Origin of the sequence: Nocardiopsis sp. NPDC057823 (assembly GCF_042797335.1) — a bacterium.
GTDB classification, from domain to species: Bacteria; Actinomycetota; Actinomycetes; order Streptosporangiales; family Streptosporangiaceae; genus Nocardiopsis; species Nocardiopsis changdeensis.
In genome coordinates, this window is record NZ_JBHVLR010000003.1 from 1 (window position 1) to 22,422 (window position 22,422).

Sequence of the window (22,422 nt, forward strand, 5' to 3'; positions counted from 1 at the left end):
CCGGATCCCCCCCCCCCCCCCGGGCCCCTCCGCCCCGGCCCCCCCCGGCCCCGGGGCGGCCCCCGGCCCCGCGGTCCGGGGGCCGCCCGCTCTCAGCCCTGCCGGGCCGCGACGCGGTCGCGCAGGGCCGCGGCCGCGGCCGCCGGGTCCTCGGCCTCGGTGACGGCGCGCACCACCACGATCCGGCGGGCGCCGGCGTCCAGGACCTGGTCGACGTTGTCGAGGTCGATGCCGCCGATCGCGAACCAGGGGCGGTCGGTGCCCAGGGCGGCCGCCCGCTCCACCAGCCCGGTCCCGGCCGCCGGGCGGCCCGGCTTGGTGGGCGTGGCCCAGACCGGGCCCACGCAGAAGTAGTCGCTGCCCGGCTCCTCGGCACAGGCACGGGCGGTGTCGATGTCGTTGTTGGAGCGCCCGATCAGCGGGTCGGCCCCGATGACGTCGCGGGCCATGGGCACCGGCAGGTCGCGCTGCCCCAGGTGGAGCACGTCGGCGCGCACCGCGCGGGCGATGTCGGCGCGGTCGTTGACCGCGAGCAGGGCGCCGTGGCGTTCGCACGCCTCCCGCAGCACCTCCAGGGCCGCGAGCTCCTCGCGCGCCTCCAGGCCCTTGTCCCGGAGCTGGACGATGTCCACTCCCCCGGACAGCGCGGCGTCGGCGAACTCGGCGAGATCGCCGCGCTCGCGGCGGGCGTCGGTGCACAGGTACAGAAGGGATGCGTCCAGGCGCTTGCGCAGGCTGGTTCCGTGGCTGGTCCTCACGCCCACCAGCCTAGGCCCTGGCCCCGGCGGGCCCAAGGGGGCGGGCGACGCGGGCGCGCCCACCCCGGCAGGGGCGTCAGAAGGCCAGGCTCTGGGCGCGGCGGCGCACCTCGGTGCCCCGGTTCTCGCGCATCGCCTGGATCGGGGTCCCGGGCAGCGTGTCGTCCGGCGTGAAGAGCCAGCGCAGCGCCTCCTCCGTGGAGTAGCCCGCGTCGCTGAGCAGGACCAGCGTGCCGGGCAGCCCCTTCACGAGGTCGTCACCGTCGACGAAGGCGGCCGGGATCGAGAGTTCGCCGCCGCGGACCACGCCCATGAGCCGGTTCTCGCGGATGAGCGTCTTGATGCGGTTCGGGCTCACGCCCAGAGGCGCGGCCGCCTCCTTGAGGGTCAGCCACTCGCCGACCAGGGTGTCGAGATTGGTATCGCTAGATGTCACCCCACCAATCTGCCACAGGCCCGGTCCCGCGGACACCACGCACGCCGCGGACACCGGCTCCGGCCCCCGGATCGGGGGGCCGTAGTATGTGGGGCGAACACAGACGTCCCGCGGGAGCCGGGTGGACCCGGCTGAGAGGGGGGCTGCCGCCCCCGACCGCACGAACCTGATCCGGATCATGCCGGCGAAGGGAGCGGAGGCAGCACCGTGCGCACCCCTGAGACCGAACGGCGCCCCGACACGATTCGTCCTACCTCTGGAGGGCCGGAGGGCGGCCACGGCGTCGTCGTGGTCGGCGGCGGCCTGGCCGGCCGCGTGACCGCCTGGCGGGCGGCACAGGCCGGGCACCGGGTCACCCTGGTCGAACCCGACCCCGTCACCGACCCGGCCGGGGCCCGGGCCGCGTCCACCGTCGCGGCGGGCATGCTCACGCCGGCCACCGAGGCGGTGTTCGGCGAGGAGCCCCTCATGGAGTTCGGCATCCGGTCGGCCTCCCTGTACCCGGACTTCGTCGCCGAACTGGAGGCCGCGAGCGGGCTCGGCGTCGGCTACCGCACCACCGGAACACTGCTGGTCGGCTTCGACGCCGACGACATGGCGGTCCTGGACCGCCTGCACGACCTCCAGAAGCGCCTGGGGGTGGAGACCGAGCGCCTGAGCGGCCGGGAGTGCCGGCGGCTGGAGCCGATGCTGGCCCCCGCGGTGCGCGGCGGCGTGCTCGCCCCCCGGGACCACTCGGTGGACCCGCGCCTGCTGCTGCGCGCCCTGGCGGTGGCCGGGGAGCGCGCCGGGGCCGCGGAGGTCCGCGGGCGTGTCACGGCCGTGCGCTCGCCCGGCGCCGGGGGCGCCCGGCTGGGCGCGGTCCTGGACGACGGCCGGGAGCTGCCCGCCGACCAGGTGGTGGTCGCCGCCGGGTGCTGGAGCGACCGGATCGACCTGCCCGAGCCCGTCGTGCCGCCGCTGCGCCCGGTCAAGGGGCAGCTGCTGCGCACGCGGGTGCCCGCCGGGGAGCCTCCCCTCGTGGAGCGGACGGTGCGCGGCCTGGTCCGGGGCTTCCCCGTCTACCTGGTGCCGCGCGCCGACGGCGAGATCGTCATCGGCGCCACCCAGGAGGAGCTGGGCTACGACACCTCCCTGACGGCGGGCGGGCTGTGGCAGGTGCTCCGGGACGCCCGCGAGCTGGTCCCCGGCGTGACCGAACTGGAGGTCACCGAGACCTGTGTGGGCCTGCGCCCCGGCTCCCCGGACAACGAACCCCTGCTGGGCCCCACCCGGGTCCCCGGCCTGCACCTGGCCGGGGGGCACTTCCGGCACGGGGTGCTGCTGACCCCGGTCACCGGCGAGGTCATGGCCCGTGCCCTGACCACCGGGACCCTGCCCGAGTACGCGGAGCGGTTCGCCGCCGACCGCGCAGGCGAGACGACGTGGAAGTGAGAGTTGTGGAGCTGATCGTCAACGGCGACCGCCGCGAGGCCGCCGACACCACCACGGTCGAGGAGATCGTGCGCGACCTGACCGCCGCCGACGGCGGCGCCATCCCCGGCGGCATCGCCGTCGCCGTCAACGACGAGGTGGTGCGCCGCGCCGCCTGGGCCGGTACCCGGCTGGGCGCGGGCGACCGCGTCGACGTCCTCACCGCCGTCCAGGGGGGCTGACCGTGACCGAGCACATCGACGACCCCCTGGTCATCGCCGGGGTCTCCTTCGGGTCCCGGCTCATCACCGGCACGGGCGGCGCGCCCTCGCTGGAGGTCCTGGAGGAGGCCCTGACCACCTCCGGCACCGAGCTGACCACCGTGGCCATGCGCCGGGTCACCCCGGGCGCCCGCGGCTCGGTCTGGGACGTGCTGGAGCGCAACGGGATCCGCCCGCTGCCCAACACCGCCGGGTGCTTCACCGCGGCCGACGCGGTGCGCACCGCCCGGCTGGGCCGGGAGGCGCTGGACACCGACTGGGTGAAGCTGGAGGTCGTGGCGGACGAGCACACGCTGCTGCCCGACCCGGTGGAGCTGCTGGAGGCCGCCGAGCGGCTGGTGGACGAGGGGTTCACCGTGCTGCCCTACACCAACGACGACCCGGTGCTGGCCCGCCGGCTGGAGCAGGTCGGCTGCGCGGCGGTGATGCCGCTGGCCGCGCCGATCGGCTCGGGGCTGGGCATCCGCAACCCGCACAACCTGGAGCTGATCGTGGAGCAGGCCGGGGTCCCCGTGATCGTGGACGCCGGGATCGGCACCGCCAGCGACGCCGCCCTGGCCATGGAGCTGGGCTGCGACGCGGTGCTGCTGGCCAGCGCGGTGACCCGCGCCGAGGACCCGGTGCTCATGGCCCGGGCGATGCGCGACGCGGTCCGCGCCGGGCGCGCCGCCCGGCTGGCGGGGCGCATCCCCGTGCGGCGGCACGCCCGCGCCTCCTCCCCGGCCGCCGACTGAGCGGAACCCCGATGCGCGCGGGCCCCGCCTCCGGCGAGGCGGGGCCCGCCGGAAGAGACCTCGAACACGTGGGGACCGGGTCCCTTCCGTGATCATGCGAGCGATCCGGAACCGAATGCGCTCGGCGAGCGACGAAGATACACGGGGGACGCGGTCACCGACCGGCGGTCCGGCTCAGGCCGGAGCGCACCGCACCGACCCGGCCGCACACGGCGTCATCGCTGGTCAGAGCACTGACCGGGGGCCATCGGGAAGGCCACCGGTGCGGCGGCACCGCGGCGTTGCCCCCATCCCCTACCGTGAAGAGGGGTGCGCACCGCCCGGAAGCGGGGCCCGGCGCACCCCAGGACGACCCAGGACCGCACGCCCCACCCCCCGTGGAGCAGGGGCGGCGCGGCCGTGAACCGCGGGGCAGACCCGGGACGGGCTTCCGCTATCGTGTCGGTTCGACACCCGGTGTCGGGTACGCGCCACCGACCGCGACAGCCCGCGCTCCCCGCAGCAAGGACACTACTCCGCCGTGGACATGACGACTTCCGACCCGCTCGTGGGCGCCACTCTGGACCAACGCTACTTCGTGGAGTCCAGGATCGCCGGAGGCGGGATGGCGACCGTCTACGTCGCCCACGACCTGAGGCTGGACCGCCGGCTGGCGTTGAAGGTCATGCACCCTTCGCTGGCCCAGGACCCCACCTTCGTCCAGCGCTTCATCAACGAGGCGCACTCCGTCGCCAAGCTCTCCCACCCCAACGTCGTCCAGGTCTTCGACCAGGGCGAGGACCGGGGGCACGTGTTCCTGGCGATGGAGTACGTGCCGGGGCGCACCCTGCGCGCCCTGCTCAAGGAGCGCGGGCGGCTGTCCGCCCGCGACGCGCTCCAGGTGATGGCGCCGGTGCTGGCCGCGCTGGGCGCCGCCCACCAGGCCGGCATGGTGCACCGCGACATCAAGCCCGAGAACGTGCTCATCACCGAGGACGGCCGGATCAAGGTCGCCGACTTCGGCCTGGCGCGCGCGGTGGAGCAGTCCACCCAGGGCCTGACCCGCACCGGGACGCTCATGGGCACCGCCGCCTACCTGGCGCCGGAGCAGATCGAGCGGGGCACCGCCGACGCGCGCACCGACGTGTACGCGGCCGGGATCATGCTCTACGAGCTGCTCACCGGCAGCCAGCCGCACACCGGCGAGACGCCCATCGCGATCGCCTACCAGCACGTCAACGAGGACGTCCCGCGTCCCTCGCACTTCCTGCCGGGCCTGCCGCCGGAGGTGGACGCCCTGGTCACCAAGGCCACCGAGCGCGACCCCCGCTACCGGCCGGGCAACGCCGGGCAGTTCCTGGCCAAGGTGCTGGAGGTGCTGCACCGGCTGCCGCAGACCCCGGAGACGGGCGGCCCGCTGCCCCCGGTCGCCCCGGCGGCCGCCGCGACGGCGGCCGTCACCGCCCCGCAGCTCATCGCGGGCGGGGCCGGGCCCGGGACCGAGAACGCCACCATGGTCGTGGAGATGGGCCCGGGCGCCCCCTACCGCGATGACGACGACTACGCGGACGACTACCCCGGGGACGGCCCCCCGGGCCGGCGCCGCGGGGTGCTGCTGGGCGCGGGCGCCGCGGCCCTGGCCCTGATCGTGTTCGTCGCCGGGTGGTGGTTCCTGGTCGGGCGGTTCGAGGAGGTGCCCGAGGTCGTCGGCGCCGAGCAGGAGGCCGCCTGCGCCGCGGTGCGCGACGCGGGGCTGAAGTGCCTGGTGGCCGACGAGGCCGTCTACAGCGACGAGGCGGCGGGAACCGTCGGCACGGTGGACCCCGAGGCCGGCGAGCGGCTCTCCCCCGGCGACGAGGTGACCATCAGCCTGTCCAAGGGGCCGCGCGAGGTCGAGATGCCGGACTTCACGGGCGAGGACATCTCCAACGCGCTCAAGGAGATGGAGGAGCTGGGGTTCGCCCCGGAGAACCTGGAGCAGAACGTCGTCGACGCCGAGGACGTCCCGCCGGGCCAGGTCATCTCCACCGACCCGGAGCCCGGGCAGGTCGCCGACCGGGAGTCGACCGTCACCTTCGAGGTGAGCCGCGGCATCGACGTCCCGCCGGTGGCCGGGCAGAAGGTCGAGGACGCCGAGCGGACGCTGACGGAACTGGGCCTGACGGTGAACATCGTCGAGGTCGAGAGCGACAGCGTCGACGAGGGCCTGGTGATCAGCCAGAACCCCGACACCGGCGCCACCCTGAGCGCGGGCAGCGTGGTCGAGCTGACCGTCTCCACCGGTCCGCCGGGGGTGGACATCCCCAACGTCGTGGGCATGAACGTCCGCGACGCCAAGGAGGAGCTGGAGGAGGCCGGGTTCAAGGTGAAGGTGGAGCGCATCCTGGGCGGCCGGATCGTCGCGGAGCAGTCGCACACCGGCAGGGCGCCCGAGGGCACCGAGATCACGCTCACCGCGACCCCCTTCGCGTTCGAGGGCGAGGACGACGACTGACCCGGTACGGGTGAGGTGTGAGGGGCGGCGCGCCGGAGCGCCGCCCCTCCCGCGTCCGGGGCCCGGCCGGGTGCGGACGCGCGGGGGGCGTCACGGACCGGGGCGGGATAGGGTCACCGCCATGGAGAGCAGTGAGGACATCCGGGTCCTGGTCGTGGACGACCACCCCATGTGGCGCGACGCGGTCGCGCGCGACCTCGACGAGGCCGGGCTGACCGTGGTCGGCACGGCGGGCGACGGCGCGAAGGCGCTGCGGATCGCCCCCGCGGCCCGGCCCACCCTGGCCATCGTCGACCTGCACCTGCCGGACATGACGGGGGTCGAGCTGACGGCGGGCCTGACGGCCCTGGCCGAGCCTCCCCGGGTGCTGGTGCTGTCGGCGAGCGGGGCCGGGGACGACGTGCTGGCCGCCGTGAAGGCCGGGGCCACCGGCTACCTGGTCAAGTCGGCGGGCCGCGACGAGCTCCTGGACGCGGTACGGCGGGTGCACCGGGGCGAGGCCGTCTACACCGCGGGCCTGGCCGGGCTGGTGCTGGGCGAGTACCGCAGGCTCTCGTCCTCGCGCGAGCGCGACGCCGACGACGGCGCCCCGGCGCTGACCCCGCGCGAGACCGAGGTGCTGCGCCTGGTCGCCAAGGGGCTGGCCTACAAGCAGATCGCGGAGCGGCTGTCGATCGCCCACCGCACGGTGCAGAACCACGTGCAGAACACCCTCACCAAACTGCACCTGCACAACCGGGTCGAGCTGGTGCGCTACGCCATCGACCGCGGCCTCGACGACTGACCCGGCGCGGGTCGGGGGACGGGCCCCGAAAGGACCGCGCGACGGGGCCCTCCGGACGGCGCAAAGCGGTACAGGGGGCCCGTTCCGGGCGGACCGCGGCGGAGTTCGGACGGTGTTCACCGGCCCGGGTTGGCCTGGGATCGCCCGTACCACTATGGTCTAGACCATATGGCGCCAAGCGCCGTGGAACCCACAACGTCGAGGAGATTCGTATGCGCGTCGGGGTGCTGACCGGTGGCGGCGACTGCCCTGGTCTGAACGCGGTCATCCGGGCCGTGGTCCGCAAGGGCATCAAGGACTACGGCTACGAGTTCGTCGGTTTCCGGGACGGCTGGCGCGGCCCCCTGGAGGGCGACACCATGCCCCTGGACGTCGAGGCGGTGCGCGGCATCCTCCCGCGCGGCGGCACCATCCTGGGCTCCTCCCGCACCAACCTCATGAAGATCGAGGGCGGCGTCGAGCGCGTCAAGGACAACATGGCCGGCCTGGGCGTCGACGCCCTGGTCGCCATCGGCGGCGAGGACACCCTGGGCGTGGCCCGCCAGCTCCACGACCGCGGCGTCAACGTGGTGGGCGTGCCCAAGACCATCGACAACGACCTCAACGCCACGGACTACACCTTCGGGTTCGACACGGCCGTCAACATCGCCATGGAGGCGATCGACCGCCTGCACACCACGGCCGAGTCGCACCACCGCGCCCTGGTCGTGGAGGTCATGGGCCGCCACGCCGGCTGGATCGCCCTGCACTCGGGCATGGCCGCGGGCGCCAACGTCATCCTCATCCCCGAGCGCCCCTTCGACATCGACGAGGTCGTCGCACACGTCGAGAGCCGCTTCCGCACCCAGTACGCGCCGATCATCGTGGTCGCCGAGGGCGCGCACCCCAAGGAGGGCCAGATGGAGCTGGCCACCGGCGAGAAGGACTCCTTCGGCCACGTGCGCCTGGGCGGCATCGGCCAGACCCTCGCCGACGAGATCGAGCGGCGCACCGGCAAGGAGGCCCGCTCGGTGGTCCTGGGCCACGTGCAGCGCGGCGGCACCCCCACCGCGTTCGACCGCGTGCTCGCCACCCGCCTGGGCGTCAACGCCATCGAGGCCGTGCACGACAAGGCGTTCGGCAAGATGGTCGGCCTCCAGGGCACCGACATCGTCCGGGTGGACCTGGCCGAGGCGACCGACACCCTCAAGACGGTCCCCGTCGAGCGCTACGCCGAGGCCGAGGTCTTCTTCGGCTAGGCCGTGTTCTTTCGAACCTCCGCTCCGCCCCGGTTCGTGCCCGGCGCCCCTTGAGGGCGGGGACCCCCGCCCCTCCGGGCGCCTCACGAACCCCCGGCGGCGCAGGAGGGCGTTCAGAGAACAGGCGCCGGGCCGGAGTTCTCGGGGAGCGGCGGAACACGCTCCCCCGCGGGCCCCTCAGGGGCCCGCCGCGCACCGCCCCCTCCCACGGCTCCCGGGAGGGGGCGGCCGCGTTCGGGGCGCCTCAGGAGAGCACGGGTTCGCCGAGCCGGACGGCGCAGGGGCAGTCGAAGGCGCCCTCCGGGTGCCGGCCCGCGTCCGGGGCCACTCCGCGCACCCGGTGGATCTCACGCACCGTGACGGTGCGGGGGACGAAGACCTCCCAGCCCCGCGGGTCCGGCAGGGCCCGCACGATCCGCACCGCCTCCCCCGCGGTGACCCGCAGCGGCCGGTTCGCGTAGTGCCCGACGGTCACCGGCTGGTCGTCGTCCAGCCGGATGTGCACCGCGACGAACCGCCGGTGGTCGTCGTCACGTGCGAGTTCCCGCAGCCACTGGTGGGTGAGCGTGTAGCAGGGCAGTACCGGGAAGCAGTACACGCCGCGTCCCCGGCCGCGGCCGCGGCCTGCCGCACGGACCCCCGAGCGGCGCAGGCGCACGGTGTTCGCGGCGGGGGTGAGGTGGACGAACAAGGCCATGCCGCGATCCTAGGTTTCCCCCGGCGGATACGCACGGTGGTCAACCGGGTGCGTCGTCTTCCGTCCGGACCGAAATTTGGATGGAGCGGTGGCGGAGATGTTCGATACTGGTAGAAGTACGGCGATGGGCGATCCCGGTTTCCCGCCACCGCCGGTCCGATCACGGCAACCGGGCACCCACGCATGTCTATCCGGAGGTAGCACCCATGTCCGCGTCGCTTGAGTCCGCGCCGGTCCCCGTCGGAGGAGCCGGGGACGGGCTGGGCGAACTCTGCGTGCTCATGAAGCTCGGCGAGATCGTCCTCAAGGGCTCCAACCGCAAGCTGTTCGAGCGCCGCCTGCACAACAACATCCGCTCGTCCGTGCGCGACCTGGGCGAGATCCGCGTCTCCCAGCGCGGCTCCGGCGTGATCATCGTGCGCAAGCCCGGCGCCTCCGACCTCGAGGTCGCCGAGATCGCCGACCGCATGGCCAACGTCATGGGCGTCGTCTGGGTGCACCTGGTGCGCCGGGTGCCCAAGGACCTGGCCGCGGTCACCGACGTGGCCGTGCGCTCCATGGAGGGCCGCGAGGGCACCTTCGCGGTGCGCGCCCGCCGCCGCGACAAGCGCTTCGAGATGACCTCCTCCGAGCTGGCCGGGTACCTGGGCTCGGAGATCGTCAAGGCGCACGGCTACCCCGTGAACCTCAAGCGCCCCGACAACACGCTGTACGTCGAGGTGGACAAGGACGAGGCGTTCGTCTTCACCGACGGCGTCCCGGGCCAGGGCGGGCTGCCCGCCGGGATGAGCGGGCGCGGCCTGGTCCTGATGTCGGGCGGCATCGACTCGCCGGTGGCTGCGCACCGGATGATCCGGCGCGGGCTCAAGGTGGACTTCCTGCACTTCTCCGGGATGCCGTTCACCGGCCCGGAGTCGATCTACAAGGCCTACAGCCTGGTCCGCCAGCTGGACCGCTACCAGGTGGGCTCGCGCCTGTTCGTGATCCCCTTCGGCAAGGCCCAGCAGCAGCTCAAGAGCTCCGGGGTCGAGCGGCTCCAGATCGTCGCCCAGCGGCGGCTCATGCTCAAGACCGCCGAGGTGCTCGCCGACGACCTGAAGGCCGAGTGCCTGATCACCGGCGACGCCCTGGGACAGGTCTCCAGCCAGACCATGACCAACCTCACGGCGCTGGACGACGCGGTGGACCTGCCCATCCTGCGCCCGCTGATCGGCATGGACAAGACGGAGATCATGGACCAGGCCCGCCGGATCGGGACCCTGTCCATCTCGGAGCTGCCCGACGAGGACTGCTGCACCATGCTGACCCCGCGCCAGGTGGAGACGGCTGCCAAGATCCCCGACCTGCGCCAGATCGAGAAGCGCCTGGACGCCGAGGAGCTGGCCGAGTACCTGGTGACCACCGCCCAGGTGCACAAGCCCAGCTTCCTGGGCGAGGCCGCCCCGGCCCGGCTGGAGCCCGCCAAGGCCGCGGCGGTCAGGGTCTGACGCTCCCGGCGGGCCCGGCCGGCCCGACACGACGGGGCCGTGCGCGGATCGTGGGTCCACGGTCCGCGCACGGCCCCGTCGTCGTGGCCGCGGGGTCTCAGAGCCCGGCGAGCTCGTGGCCGGGCGCCGGGGTGAGCGTGCGCCCGGTGAGCGCCGCCAGGGTCCCGGCGAGGTCGCGCAGCTCGGCCAGGTCCTCCTGGACCAGGGCCTGCGGGCCGTCGCACAGGGCGGTCTCCGGGTGCGGGTGGACGTCGACGATGACGCCGTCGGCGCCGACCGCGACGGCGGCCCGCGACAGCGGCAGCACCAGCGAGCGCTTGCCGCCGGAGTGGGACGGGTCGACGATCACCGGCAGGTGGGACAGGTTCTGCGCGACCGGGACCGCGCTGATGTCCAGGGTGTTGCGGGTGGCCTTCTCGAAGGTCCGGATGCCGCGCTCGCACAGGACGATGTCGAGGTTGCCCTGCTGGGCGATGTACTCGGCGGCCATCAGCCACTCCTCGATGGTGGCGCTCATGCCGCGCTTGAGCAGCACCGGCTTGCCCGCGGCGCCCGCCGCCTGGAGCAGGGCGAAGTTCTGCATGTTGCGGGTGCCGATCTGGAGCATGTCGGCGTAGGAGGCGACCAGCTCGACGTCGGCGGCGTCCACGACCTCCGTGACGATCGGCATCCCGGTCTCCTCGCGGACGTCGGCGAGGATCCTCAGGCCGGCCTCGCCCAGCCCCTGGAAGGCGTACGGGGAGGTGCGGGGCTTGTAGGCGCCGCCGCGCAGCAGGGACGCGCCGGCCTCCAGCGCCATCCGGGCCGCGGCCAGGGTCTGCTCGGGGGTCTCCACCGCGCACGGGCCCGCGATGACGGTGACGTTGTCGCCGCCGATCGGCACCCCGCGGACGCTGACGACGCTGCGGCTGTCGTGGTTCTCCCGGCTGACCAGCTTGTAGGGGGCGGAGATGCGCAGGACGTCGGCGACGCCGGGCTTGGCGGCCAGCCCCAGGTCCTGGAAGCGCTCCACGTCGCCGACGAGGCCGATGATGGTGCGGCTGACGCCGCGGGTGACGTAGGCCTCGCCGCCGGAGGAGGCGACCAGTTCGACGATCGAGTCGATGTCGTCCGAGGTGGCGCCCGGCGCCATCACGATGACCATGTGGGTTTCCCTGCCTGTCGTTGGATGTGGTGCGGGAGAGCCGTGGCCCGGTGCGCGGTGCCGGAACGCAAAGAGCCCCGGGCCGCTACCGGCCCGGGGCTCCTGTCGTCTGTGTCAGCGCAGCGCTTTACAGGCGACCGGGGTGTAGGGCCGGTAGCCATAAAAGCGCCAGAAGTTCCGCTGCATGGCTGTGACTATAGCGCACGGTCGCGGCGTCGTCGCACGACGGGGGCGCGTGACCTACCTCTCGTTGCCGCCTGGCAGGATGGCGGTTGGACGAGAGGAACAGGAGGCCGAGTGTCCGAGTCAGCGGAGGACCTGGACGACCACGGCGACCGGCGGCTGCCGCCCGGACAGGCGGCGCGCACCGCCCGGCACCGGGCCCTGCACTACGGTCCGGTGCCCGCCTTCCGCCCGCAGAAGTGGGACTTCCGGGTCATGGGGGCGACCGAGGACCTGGGGTCGTACCGGTGGACCTGGCAGGAGTTCTCCCGCCTGCCCCGCACCGACCGCGTGAGCGACTTCCACTGCGTGATGCGGTTCAGCATCCCCGGTGTGCGCTGGTCGGGGGTGCGCGCCCTGGACCTGGTGGAGGCCGCGCCGCCCGCGCCCGAGGTGACGCACGTGATGGCGTGGGGCGAGTACGGGTACAGCGCGAACCTGCGCCTGGACGACTTCCTGCGCGAGGACGTGCTGCTGGCCACCCACCGGGACGGCGCCCCGCTGCCCGCGGAGAACGGCCACCCGCTGCGGCTGGTGGTGCCGCACCTGTACGGCTGGAAGAGCGTGAAGTGGCTGCGGGCGGTGGAGTACATGACCGCCGACCGGCGCGGGTTCTGGGAGGAGCGCGGCTACCACAACCTGGCCGAGGCGTGGCGCGAGCAGCGCTTCTTCCACCAGGAGGAGCCGGGCCAGGGCCCGCCCCTCTGACCTCCCCCTCCTCTGACGGACCGCCCCCTGGCGGCCCGCGCGCCCAGCGGGTCCGGCGGGTCCGGCCCCGCGGTCAGCGGGGCAGGCGCATCTCCACCTCGGTGCCCTGGCCCGGGGCGGAGAAGACCTCGACCGTGCCGCCCAGGTCGCGCAGCCGCCCGCGCACGGACTGGGCGATGCCCAGCCGCCCCTCCCGTCCCGCCTCCTCCAGGCGCCCCTCCGGGATGCCCGGGCCCTCGTCGCGGACCGTGACGGTGACGGCGTCCCCCTCGTCCTCCACGAGGATCCAGGCGCGGGTCCCGGGCGGGCAGTGGAGCCCGACGTTGGCCAGCGCCGCCTCGACCGCGGCGAGCAGCTCGGCCGCGACGGCGCCGGGCAGCGGCACCGGGGTGGCCGGGGCCGACACCGACACCCGCACCGACTCCAGGCGGCGCAGGGGGTCGCGCAGGTCGACCTCGGGGTCGCCGCCGGCCCCCGCGTCCGCCGGGCCCGGCGCCGCGGCGGACCGCGCCGCCCCCGGCCCGGAGGGGGCCCCGGTGAGGTCGGTGAGCCCGTCGGTGATCATGGCGCGCAGCCGGACCTCCTGCTCCCCGGCCAGGCGTCCGAGCTCGGCGGCCTCTCCCCCGGCCTCGGCTCCGCGGCGGCTCACCAGGGTCAGCACCTGCAGCACCGAGTCGTGGATGGAGCGGGCCAGCTGCTCGCGCTCGCGCAGGCGCGCCTCCAGGGCCACCGCCCGGGCGAACCTCTCCTCGGCCTGCCCGGCCACGCGCGCCATGTAGCCGACCGCCAACCCGGCCAGCAGGAGCAGGACCACGCCGCGGGCCGTGGCCGGGGTGATGGGGGCGCCCATGACGACCCGCAGGGTGATGTCGGCGACGCCGTAGAGCACGGCCACGGCGCCCGCGCCCCGGCGCCCCCAGACGACCCCGGCGGCCAGCGCCGCCCCGGCGAACCAGTAGCCGCTCAGCGGCGGCGCCTGGGTGAGGTAGAAGGGCGTGGCGGCCAGGGCGGTGGCGAACAGGCAGGCGAAGGCCACCGCCAGGTCGGCCAGGAGCAGCCGCCCGGTGCGCAGCTCCGGGCGGGCGTAGGCGGAGGAGGCGACCACCGTCCAGGCCGCCATGGCGACCAGGACCGTCCAGCCCAGCCAGGGGCGGGTCAGGTGCTCGTGGTGCTGGACGAGCAGCAGCAGCGAATAGACCAGGGCCGCGGCGCGGAACAGCGAGATGCCGCGCCACAGGGGGATGTCGAAGCCCAGGGCTCAGACCACCGCCCCGTTGTCGGGGCCGTTGTCACCCGGCGGCCTGCCGTCGGTCATGCGCAGGATGAGGATGACGAACCCGGCCAGGAACGCCACCACCGCCATGAACATCAGCCAGTTGGGCAGGGTCAGCCCCAGGAAGGCCGCGCCGAACACCAGGACCGGTCCGCCCAGCAGGCCGAACCAGGCCGCGATGCCCAGCCGGTCGCCCTGGAGCAGCGGCGGCGGGGGCGGCGGCTCGTAGTGGCCCTCCAGCTCGTCCTCGGCGCGGCGCAGCGCCTCCTCGTCGTCGTCCTGGTCGTCGGGGTCGCCGGCGAGGATGTCCCCCGGCGTCGGCGTCTCCGTCCTCCCGCGGGGCGCGGGGGGACCGGCGTTCTCGGCGTCGGGCCACCGGGCGCCGCGGGAGGGCGGAGCGTCGTCGTCGTAGAAGCGGGCGACGAGGTCGTTCCACACCGCGTCCTCGTCGGCGGAGCGCGCCGGAGGGGCGTCCGGGTCGACGTTCCCGGGCGGGCCGTCCAGCAGGTCCCCGCCGACGGCGGCCTCCTGGTCGTCGGCGTCGGCCTCCTCGCGGCGCTCCTCGGCCTCGGGGACCGCGCGCACCCCCAGTTCCGGCAGTTCGGTGCCCAGGACCCGCTCGGCCGCGACGCGCTCCTCTGCGTCCACGTACAGGTGGTCGGTGGGCGGGTCGTCCCCGTCGCCCCCGGGGGGCTCCAGGACGTCCTCCGCCAGCGGCACCGCGTAGGCCGCGATACCGCTGCGCCGCAGCGCCTCCAGCATCAGGTCGGCGTGCGTGGGCGCGAGCAGGATCAGGGGCACGTAGGCGTCGGCGAGCAGGCCGTTACCCCGACGTTGCGTCATCGGTCGGCTCCTTCCCCGCTTCTGGCGTGGGCCCGCACGAAGGCGAGGCTTCCGTCGAAGATGTCGGCGGCGTCATGGTCGAGGGTCGCCACGTGGTAGCTGTCGTGGAGCAGGTGGATCGTCAGCCGGGTGTTGACCGCTCTCCTAGCGAGGATACGCAGACTGCGCGGTCCGACAACGTGGTCCTGGGGACTCCGGTAGGCCAGAATCGGCGCGCGCAAACCGGACATGCCCTCCTGAACCGCGCGCCACAGCTTCGGGAGTGTCGCGGCGGCCGCGGTGGGGACCCGGTCGTAGCCCCCCTCACCGGCGCCGACGTCGTCCTTGGCGATGTCGCTCTCCAGGCCGGGGGTGTAGGGCAGGAACCTGGCCGCCAGGGTGCGGAACGGCGCGATGAGCGGCAGCCGCGGGTCCTCGACCGCCAGCGAGGGGTTGACCAGGACCAGGCCGCGCACCAGGTCCGGGTGCTCCTGGGCCAGGCGCAGGGAGAGGGCGCCGCCCATGGACAGGCCCATGACGAAGACCTCGGAGCAGCGCGAGGACAGCTCCAGCAGCGCCCGTTCGACCTCGGCGTACCAGTCGTCGCCGGTGGTGAGGGCCATGTCGGTCCAGACGGTGCCGTGGCCCGGCAGCAGGGGCAGCTCCACGCTCAGGCCCGCCGCGGCCAGGTGGTCGGCCCAGGGGCGCATGGAGCGGGGGGAGCCGGTGAACCCGTGGCACAGCAGGACGCCCACATCGGAGCCGTGGTGGCTGAAGGGCTCCGCCCCGGGGATCAGCGCGGTGTCTTCGGTCGGTCTCACGGACTTCCCCCAGGGATGCGTACGGCGCCGCGGCGCGCGTGACAGGACGACGGTGCCGCGGTGGTCACCCCGGCTTCACAGGCGTGAGGCTAACCGTTCCGCGGACCGTTTGTCATGGGTGGGCACCCATGTTCCGCTCTCGTCCCCAAAGAGGGGTGTCGCGCATCACGTGGCACGAACTGAGTATCCTCATCGCAGTGCTGGCCGAGCGGGACAGCGGATCGCGGCAGACCCTGCCCGGAGCTCCCCGCGTGTGCAGGGGTGATCCGAAGAGATGTTCTACTGGGTGGTCAAGGCGATCCTGGGGCCGATCCTGGCCGTGCTGTGGCAGCCCCGCGCCGAGGGCGTGGAGAACGTGCCGCGCCGCGGGCCCGCCCTCATGGTGGGCAACCACCTGTCGTTCTCCGACCATTTCTTCGGGCCGCTGCCGCTGCCGCGCAAGATCACGTTCCTGGCCAAGGCGGAGTACTTCACAGGGACCGGGGTCAAGGGGCTGGCCAGCCGGGCGTTCTTCTCCGGCGTGGGACAGATCCCCATCGACCGCTCCGGCGGCAAGGCCAGCGAGGCGGCGCTGCGCACCGGGCTGAAGGTGCTCAAGCGCGGCGACCTGCTGGGCATCTACCCCGAGGGCACCCGCTCCCCCGACGGCCGCCTGTACCGGGGCCGCACCGGCGTGGCGCGCATCGCGCTGGAGGCGCGGGTCCCGGTGGTGCCGATGGCGATGATCAACGCCGACAAGATCATGCCCCCCGGGCGCACCGTCCCCAAGCTGGGCATCCGCCCGGTGGTGAAGTTCGGCAAGGCCCTGGACTTCTCGCGGTACTACGGCATGGAGAAGGACCAGCGGGTCCTGCGCGCCGTCACCGACGAGATCATGTACGCGCTCATGGAGCTGTCCGGCCAGGAGTACGTGGACCGCTACGCGCAGGCGGTCAAGGCCGAGCTCGAGGAGGAGGCGCGCGAGGCCCGCAAGGAGCAGAGCGCCGACAGCAGGGAGCGCCGCCGGGCCGAGAAGGCGCGCCGCAAGGAGGAGCGCCGGGCCCGCCGGGCGGAGAAGAAGGCCGCGAAGGCCGCCGGGGACTCCCCCGCCGAATAGGCCACGGCGAAGGCCCCGGTGCGCGCACCGGGGCCTTCGCCGTTCCTGCGGGTCGGTATCCTCGCGGGGTCAGTGGCGGGCCAGGTCGCCCGCGCCGACGATGCCCGCCTCGCCGCCCAGCTCCGCCAGGCGCACCTCGGCCAGTCGGCGGCCCGGGCGCCCGGAGACGTGGCGGGCGTAGGAGTCGCGGATGGGCTCCAGGATGAACTCCCCGGCGTCGGACACGCCCCCGCCCAGCACGAAGCACTCCGGGTCCAGGATGGCCGCCAGGTCGGCCAGTCCCACGCCGGCCCACTCGCCGATGGTGCGGAAGCAGGAGAGCGCGCCCTCGTCGCCCTCGCCGGCCGCCTCGGTGATCACGTGGCCCTCGATGTGCTCCACGACGCCGCCCGCCAGCTCCAGCATCCGCCGGCCGGCCGCCGGGTCGGTCCGGGCCAGGTCCTGGCCGGCCGCGACCAGGGCGCGGCCGCTCGCGTACTGCTCCCAGCAGCCGTGGTTGCCGCAGGCGCAGCGGCGTCCGTGCGGGACGACCCGGTAGTGGCCGACCTCGGCCGCCACGCCGAAGCGCCCGCGGTGCAGCCGGCCGCCCATGACCAGGCCGCCGCCGATGCCGGTGCCCAGGGTGACGCAGACGAGGTGGTCGCTGCCCCGGCCCGCCCCGAAGCGGGCCTCGGCCCAGGCCGCGGCGTTGGCGTCGTTCTCGATGACGACGGGGAGGCCCGCCCTCTCCTGGACGCGCTCCTTGAGGGGGTCGTCGCGCAGGCCCAGGTTGACGGCGACCTGCACGGTGGCGCGGTCCTCGTCGACGAACCCGGCCACGCCGACCCCGACGGCCTGGACCTCGCCGTGGCGGCCGCGCAGCTCGTCCACGGCCTTGGCGACGACGTCGGCCAGCCCGCGGGGGTCGTTGGCGGGGGTGGGGTACTTGACGCGGTCCAGGATCCGCCCGTCGTGGTCGACCACCCCGGCGGCGACCTTGGTCCCGCCGATGTCCACTCCGATGGTCAGCATGAGGGGCGGCTCCTTCTCACTTACGCCCGAACTCTGACATAAGTAGCCAGGCCCATGGCATGGGTCTTTTCAAATGGTGTAAACCATTCGATTAAACCAGGCTCGGACCGCTGTGGACACCCCGGCTGTGCTACGAGGTGACCTGGCGCCCCTCCCCCTCGGGGCGCTCCTCGGCGCGCCAGGGCGCGGAGGTGTCCGGGGCGTGCTCGGAGGCGCGCCGCTCGCGCTCCAGGGAGCGCTCCAGCGCCCCCAGCGTCCTCCCCAGCGCGCCCACCATGCCCAGGCCCGCGCGCCCCAGGTGCCCGGCGATCTCCGGGGCCGACTCCCGCACGATGCCCAGGACCTCCTCCACGAGGGGGCGCGGCTCGGGCTCGGTCTCCAGGCGGATGGCCTCCTCCCACACGTCGCCCTTGGGCGGCGGGGAGGTGACCGCGCCGACACCGCGCTTGACCCCGGCGATCAGCAGTCTGCGCTGCAGGCCGTCAACGATCCTCAGGGCGTCATCGATGATGTCGCCGGTGTTCTCCGCCATCAGGTCCTCCTCGACAGGCCGGTTCTCGCTTCACGTTAACCGCCCAGGGGACGCCGCGCCGGGTGCCCCGGGAGGGATCAGGGAAGGATCAGGGGAGCCCCGATGTTCCACACCGAGAAACGAAACGGACACACGACGCGAACGATCACTGATGTGCGCAAAGCACGACCCGAGCGTATAGTTCGCGTGCGTAACGGGTTCCTGACCTGCACGCTCACCGGACGTCACAGGCCGCACCCGCGTACATACGACCCGCCCAACGGGGGATCACTGTTGGATACCGAACGGCAACCCGTTCTACTCACGAGTAGCATGGTGTTGTTACGGTCGTCACGTCCTTGAACATCCAGAACCCGTACACGTCCAGGAGCATCACGTGCGCGAATACAGCTCTCCCGCGAAAGCCGAGATCTCCGATGACGCGCGGCTGACCGACACGCTCTACGCGCGCGCGGCCGGTGAGCCGAGCGCCGTCGCCGCCCGCCAGCAGGAGTCCGGCCAGTGGCGCGACGTCACCGTCGCGGAGCTGCACGGCGACATCGCCGCCTACGCCAAGGCCCTGATCAACGCCGGCATCGGGCACGGCGACCGCGTCGCCCTGCTGTCGCGCACCCGTTACGAGTGGACCGTCGTCGACTACGCGATCTGGTCCGTCGGCGCCGTCACCGTCCCCATCTACGAGACCTCCTCCGCCGAGCAGATCGAGTGGATCCTCTCCGACTCGGCCGCCAAGGCCGTGTTCGTCGAGAGCCAGGCCCACGCGGAGCGCATCACCTCCGTCCGCGACAAGGCCCCCGAGCTCAAGGAGATCTGGCGCTTCGACGGCCCCGAGTTCGCCGAGCTGCGCGACACCGGGTCCGGGGTCTCCGACGAGGACCTGGAGGAGCGCCGTACCGCGGTCAAGGCCGACGACCTCGCCACCCTCATCTACACCTCCGGCACCACCGGGCGCCCCAAGGGCTGCCAGCTGACGCACCGGAACTTCCTCTTCATCGCGCACAGCGCCCTCGAGGGCCCCGCCAAGCAGGTCCTGCGCGGCCGGGAGAACCCCTCCACCCTGCTCTTCCTGCCGCTGGCGCACGTGTTCGCCCGCTTCGTGCAGGTGATGGTCATCGAGGCCAAGGCCACCCTGGGCCACTACCCCTCCACCGGGCCCGACCTCATCGAGCAGTTCTCGGTGTTCAAGCCGACCTTCCTGCTGGCCGTGCCGCGCGTGTTCGAGAAGGTGTACACCAAGGCCGAGCAGAAGGCCACGGCCGAGGGCAAGGGCAAGATCTTCGCCGCGGCCGCCGACACCGCCATCGCCTACAGCCAGGCGCTGGCCACCGGGCGCATCCCCCTCACGCTCAAGCTCAAGCACGCCCTGTTCGCCAAGCTGGTCTACGGCAAGCTCCTGGCGGCGCTGGGCGGCAACGCCGAGTACGCGGTCTCCGGCGGCTCCGCGCTGGGCGCGCGGCTGGGCCACTTCTTCCGCGGCATCGGGTTCACCATCATCGAGGGCTACGGCCTCACCGAGACCACCGCCCCGACCTCCGTGAACAGCCCGGAGTTCAACAAGATCGGCACCGTCGGCCAGCCGATGCCGGGCACCACCATCCGCATCGCCGAGGACGGGGAGATCCTCCTCAAGGGCGACCACATCATGGTGGGCTACTGGAACAACGAGAAGGCCTCCCAGGAGGCGTTCACCGAGGACGGCTTCTACCGGACCGGCGACCTGGGATCGCTGGACGACGACGGCTTCCTCAGCATCACGGGGCGCAAGAAGGAGATCATCGTCACCGCGGGCGGCAAGAACGTCGCCCCGGCGGTGCTCGAGGACCGCATCCGCGCCCACGCCCTGGTCAGCCAGTGCATGGTGGTCGGCGACAACCGCAAGTTCATCGCCGCGCTGGTGACGATCGACCCCGAGTCCTTCGAGCAGTGGAAGGCCGCCAACAAGAAGACCGGCGGCATCCCGGAGCTCACCGAGGACCCGGACCTGGTCGCGGCCATCCAGGAGGCGGTCGACCACGCCAACCAGGCGGTGTCCAAGGCCGAGGCGATCAAGAAGTTCAAGATCCTGCCCAGCGACTTCACCGAGGAGAGCGGCCAGATGACCGCCTCCCTGAAGGTCAAGCGCCACGTGGTGAACAAGGAGTGGAGCAAGGAGATCGAGGAGATCTACGCGGGCTGATCTCCACCCTTCACCGGCCGGTCCTCCTCTTCGAGGGGGACCGGTTTTTTCGGGCCCGCCGAAACCCCCGACATACCGGACACCGATCCCACCGGCCCCACCCGCGGCCGGGGGCGGGGCGATCGGGGGCCGAGCCACGACCGGAGGGAGGACCGCCTCCCCGGCCCGAGACAGCGGGCGCCCTGGCGGCGCGCACACCCGGGGGCGGAGGCCCCGCGACGCCCTCCGGCGGTGGCCAAGGGCCCCGGACGGGTGGGAAACCCCCTGCGGCGGGGGTAGCGGTTCGCCTTCCGGCTGTGGCTCAGGTTCCCGGTCGGGTGGACGACCCCCTACGGCCGGGGCCCGCAGGTACGCGCGGCCCTCACCCCCGTGTGTCCGGGACGGAGGGTGTGTCCACCCCGACCCCCTGGGGTCGAAGGAGATGATTCGCCCTCCGGTAGTGGCTCGGCCCCCGACAGACCCACCCGTCACCCACCACAGCGTTGAAAGGGCATGGGGTCGCCCGTCCGGTCGAGGTGCGGGCCCCACGGTGCCCATCGACCGCCCCCGTGGGCCCCTACAGCGGAGGCCCGGCAACAGCCCCCTGAGGGCCCCGGGCGGGCACCCCCCGAAAACGCAGGGACCCGGCCGTCGGCCGGGTCCCTGTGGGGCTTCACCTCGGTCAGTGGTGGGAAGCGTGCTCCTTCACGACCTCGTCGGAGTGGTGGAGGTGGTGGCCGCTGTGCGGCTCCACCCCGTCCAGGGACACGTTGTCCTTGGTGTACCACTCTGCGAGGGCGCGGCGGAGGCGGCCCTTGGCCTTGCGCGACGCGGGGTTCTTGACGCCCTTGTCGTCGGTCTCGGGCTCGGTGAGGGCCGTGGAGGTGATCTCCGGCTTGCTGGCCAGGATCTCCGTGGTCTCCTCCGAGTTGCGCTTGTGCACCTCGATGAACTCACCGCTGGGCAGCTGCTGGATGATGCCGCTCTCGTACCCGTGCTCCAGGCTGTCCCGGTCACGGCGCTGCAGGCCCAGGCAGATGCGCTTGGCGACGATGAAGGCGATGATCGGCCCGACGATGGCCAGTACACGGAAGATGTACGTGGTCACGTACAGGCTGATCGAGAACGTCTCCGAGATGATGTCGTTCGACCCGGCGAGCCACAGGATCCCGTAGAACGTGATGCCCGCGGCGCCCACGGCGGTGCGGACCGGGGCGTTGCGCGGCCGGTCGGCCACGTTGTGCGCCCGCTTGTCGCCGGTGATCCACTGCTCCAGGAACGGCCAGGCGCCCAGACCGCCGAAGATGATGCCCGGGATGACGAGTCCGGGCACCAGCACGCCGATGGGAACGGCGTAGCCGAAGATCTGGAAGTCGAACCAGTTCGGGAAGATGCGCAGCGAACCCTCCATGAAGCCCATGTACCAGTCGGGCTGGAGCCCGGAGGTGATGGACGTCGGGGTGAAGGGCCCGAACAGGTGGATCGGGTTGATCTGCACGAACGCGCTCAGACCCGCGATCACCGCGAAGGTGAAGAAGAAGAACCCGCCGGCCTTGACCGCGAAGCCGGGGAACATCGGGGTTCCCACCACGGTCTTATCCGTACGCCCCGGTCCAGGGTACTGGGTGTGCTTCTGGTGCCACAGGATCATGAAGTGCGCGACGATGAGCCCCAGCAGGAGCGCCGGGATCGCCAGCACGTGCAGCATGTACAGGCGCGTGATGATGTCCTCGCCGGGGAACTCCCCGCCGAACAGGAACATCGAGATGTACGTGCCGACCAGCGGCAGCGCCAGCATCACGCCCTGGAGGATGCGGACGCCCATGCCCGAGGGCAGGTCGTCCGGCAGCGAGTAGCCGAAGAGGCCCTCGAGCATCGCCAGGGTGAAGATCACGACGCCGATGATCCAGTTGATCTCGCGCGGCTTGCGGAACGCCCCGGTGAAGAACACGCGGAGCATGTGCACGACGAGCGAGGCCACGAAGATCAGCGCGGCCCAGTGGTGGATCTGGCGGACCAGGAACCCGCCGCGCACCGCGAAGTCGATGTGCAGCGTCGAGGCGTACGCCTCCGACATGACGACGCCGTTGAGGCGCTCGTAGGGCCCGTCGTAGACGACCTCGATCATGCTCGGCTTGAACCAGAGCGTGAGGAAGACACCGGTGACGAGCAGGATGATGAACGAGTACAGCGCGATCTCGCCCAGCATGAACGACCAGTGGTTCGGGAAGACCTTGCGCAGGTTCTTCTCGCCCATCTTGGCGACGTGGAAGCGGTCGTCGATGAAGTTGCCGACGCCGCGCAGCGCCTTGGGTGCTTGGGTGGTCTTGCTCATCG

At 72.9% G+C, this 22,422-nt stretch carries 20 protein-coding genes and 1 riboswitch; of the genes, 10 read left to right on the forward strand and 10 right to left on the reverse strand.

Annotated elements, in window-relative coordinates:
- Nucleotides 1-92: 92 nt before the first annotated feature.
- Entirely contained in the window at nt 93-758 is a 666-nt protein-coding gene (gene thiE / locus ACFVNO_RS06505) for a thiamine phosphate synthase (RefSeq protein ID WP_378890016.1), read from the reverse strand.
- A gap of 76 nt (nt 759-834) precedes the next feature.
- Nucleotides 835-1,194, reverse strand: a complete 360-nt coding sequence (locus ACFVNO_RS06510) for an Rv2175c family DNA-binding protein (RefSeq protein ID WP_220559921.1) — start codon at nt 1,192-1,194, stop codon at nt 835-837.
- Between the two features lie 100 nt (nt 1,195-1,294).
- Nucleotides 1,295-1,404: riboswitch (TPP riboswitch) on the forward strand.
- 33 nt (nt 1,405-1,437) lie between these two features.
- On the opposite strand from ACFVNO_RS06510, the gene thiO reads away from it, so the two are divergent.
- The 6 genes from thiO to ACFVNO_RS06540 all read left to right on the forward strand — a co-directional run bounded on the left by thiO (nt 1,438) and on the right by ACFVNO_RS06540 (nt 8,117).
- Complete coding sequence (gene thiO, locus ACFVNO_RS06515) at nt 1,438-2,628, forward strand: glycine oxidase ThiO (RefSeq protein ID WP_378890735.1); 1,191 nt, start codon at nt 1,438-1,440, stop codon at nt 2,626-2,628.
- Nucleotides 2,629-2,633: 5 nt separating this feature from the next.
- Nucleotides 2,634-2,849: a sulfur carrier protein ThiS gene (gene thiS, locus ACFVNO_RS06520; RefSeq protein ID WP_220565645.1), complete on the forward strand. Its 216-nt coding sequence runs from the start codon at nt 2,634-2,636 to the stop codon at nt 2,847-2,849.
- 14 nt (nt 2,850-2,863) lie between these two features.
- On the forward strand, nt 2,864-3,622 hold the full coding sequence (locus ACFVNO_RS06525) for a thiazole synthase (protein WP_378890739.1): 759 nt from the start codon (nt 2,864-2,866) through the stop codon (nt 3,620-3,622).
- 520 nt (nt 3,623-4,142) lie between these two features.
- Nucleotides 4,143-6,095, forward strand: coding sequence for a Stk1 family PASTA domain-containing Ser/Thr kinase (gene pknB / locus ACFVNO_RS06530; protein ID WP_378890021.1), 1,953 nt, complete (start codon nt 4,143-4,145; stop codon nt 6,093-6,095).
- Nucleotides 6,096-6,216: 121 nt separating this feature from the next.
- A complete protein-coding gene (locus ACFVNO_RS06535; RefSeq protein WP_220559918.1) occupies nt 6,217-6,879 on the forward strand; it encodes a response regulator transcription factor in 663 nt (220 codons plus the stop codon).
- Nucleotides 6,880-7,091: 212 nt separating this feature from the next.
- Nucleotides 7,092-8,117, forward strand: coding sequence for a 6-phosphofructokinase (locus ACFVNO_RS06540; RefSeq protein ID WP_355270045.1), 1,026 nt, complete (start codon nt 7,092-7,094; stop codon nt 8,115-8,117).
- Between the two features lie 244 nt (nt 8,118-8,361).
- Here the strand turns inward: ACFVNO_RS06540 and ACFVNO_RS06545 are convergent, their stop codons facing one another.
- Nucleotides 8,362-8,814, reverse strand: a complete 453-nt coding sequence (locus tag ACFVNO_RS06545) for a hypothetical protein (RefSeq protein WP_220559916.1) — start codon at nt 8,812-8,814, stop codon at nt 8,362-8,364.
- A gap of 206 nt (nt 8,815-9,020) precedes the next feature.
- Here ACFVNO_RS06545 and thiI point away from each other — a divergent pair, with 206 nt between their 5' ends.
- Nucleotides 9,021-10,301 (forward strand): tRNA uracil 4-sulfurtransferase ThiI, encoded by a 1,281-nt coding sequence (gene thiI / locus ACFVNO_RS06550; RefSeq protein WP_355270043.1) that lies wholly within the window; start codon nt 9,021-9,023, stop codon nt 10,299-10,301.
- 97 nt (nt 10,302-10,398) lie between these two features.
- Here the strand turns inward: thiI and aroF are convergent, their stop codons facing one another.
- Nucleotides 10,399-11,445, reverse strand: coding sequence for a 3-deoxy-7-phosphoheptulonate synthase (gene aroF, locus ACFVNO_RS06555; protein ID WP_220559914.1), 1,047 nt, complete (start codon nt 11,443-11,445; stop codon nt 10,399-10,401).
- Between the two features lie 384 nt (nt 11,446-11,829).
- On the opposite strand from aroF, the gene ACFVNO_RS06560 reads away from it, so the two are divergent.
- The gene (locus ACFVNO_RS06560; RefSeq protein ID WP_370634683.1) at nt 11,830-12,375 is read left to right on the forward strand and encodes a molybdopterin-dependent oxidoreductase; all 546 of its coding nucleotides are present in this window, start codon (nt 11,830-11,832) and stop codon (nt 12,373-12,375) included.
- A gap of 73 nt (nt 12,376-12,448) precedes the next feature.
- Here the strand turns inward: ACFVNO_RS06560 and macS are convergent, their stop codons facing one another.
- From macS to ACFVNO_RS06575, 3 genes are read right to left on the reverse strand one after another with little or no spacing between them, the layout of a single operon-like run.
- On the reverse strand, nt 12,449-13,630 hold the full coding sequence (gene macS / locus ACFVNO_RS06565; protein ID WP_378890743.1) for a MacS family sensor histidine kinase: 1,182 nt from the start codon (nt 13,628-13,630) through the stop codon (nt 12,449-12,451).
- A 3-nt stretch (nt 13,631-13,633) separates the two neighbouring features.
- Nucleotides 13,634-14,491 (reverse strand): hypothetical protein, encoded by an 858-nt coding sequence (locus ACFVNO_RS06570; RefSeq protein WP_355270038.1) that lies wholly within the window; start codon nt 14,489-14,491, stop codon nt 13,634-13,636.
- Entirely contained in the window at nt 14,488-15,291 is an 804-nt protein-coding gene (locus ACFVNO_RS06575) for an alpha/beta fold hydrolase (protein WP_355270036.1), read from the reverse strand. The genes ACFVNO_RS06570 and ACFVNO_RS06575 overlap by 4 nt, the downstream gene beginning before the upstream one ends.
- A 274-nt stretch (nt 15,292-15,565) precedes the next feature.
- Between ACFVNO_RS06575 and ACFVNO_RS06580 the strand changes: the two genes are divergently transcribed.
- A complete protein-coding gene (locus tag ACFVNO_RS06580) occupies nt 15,566-16,387 on the forward strand; it encodes a lysophospholipid acyltransferase family protein (RefSeq protein ID WP_355270034.1) in 822 nt (273 codons plus the stop codon).
- 69 nt (nt 16,388-16,456) lie between these two features.
- On the opposite strand, the gene ACFVNO_RS06585 is transcribed toward ACFVNO_RS06580, so the two are convergent.
- A complete protein-coding gene (locus tag ACFVNO_RS06585) occupies nt 16,457-17,398 on the reverse strand; it encodes an ROK family glucokinase (RefSeq protein WP_220559909.1) in 942 nt (313 codons plus the stop codon).
- Between the two features lie 130 nt (nt 17,399-17,528).
- Nucleotides 17,529-17,930 (reverse strand): hypothetical protein, encoded by a 402-nt coding sequence (locus ACFVNO_RS06590; RefSeq protein ID WP_355270032.1) that lies wholly within the window; start codon nt 17,928-17,930, stop codon nt 17,529-17,531.
- Nucleotides 17,931-18,306: 376 nt separating this feature from the next.
- Here ACFVNO_RS06590 and ACFVNO_RS06595 point away from each other — a divergent pair, with 376 nt between their 5' ends.
- Nucleotides 18,307-20,106: an AMP-dependent synthetase/ligase gene (locus tag ACFVNO_RS06595; RefSeq protein ID WP_355270030.1), complete on the forward strand. Its 1,800-nt coding sequence runs from the start codon at nt 18,307-18,309 to the stop codon at nt 20,104-20,106.
- 661 nt (nt 20,107-20,767) lie between these two features.
- Here ACFVNO_RS06595 and ACFVNO_RS06600 read toward each other — a convergent pair.
- On the reverse strand, nt 20,768-22,420 hold the full coding sequence (locus ACFVNO_RS06600; RefSeq protein WP_378890032.1) for a cytochrome bc complex cytochrome b subunit: 1,653 nt from the start codon (nt 22,418-22,420) through the stop codon (nt 20,768-20,770).
- Nucleotides 22,421-22,422: the final 2 nt, after the last annotated feature.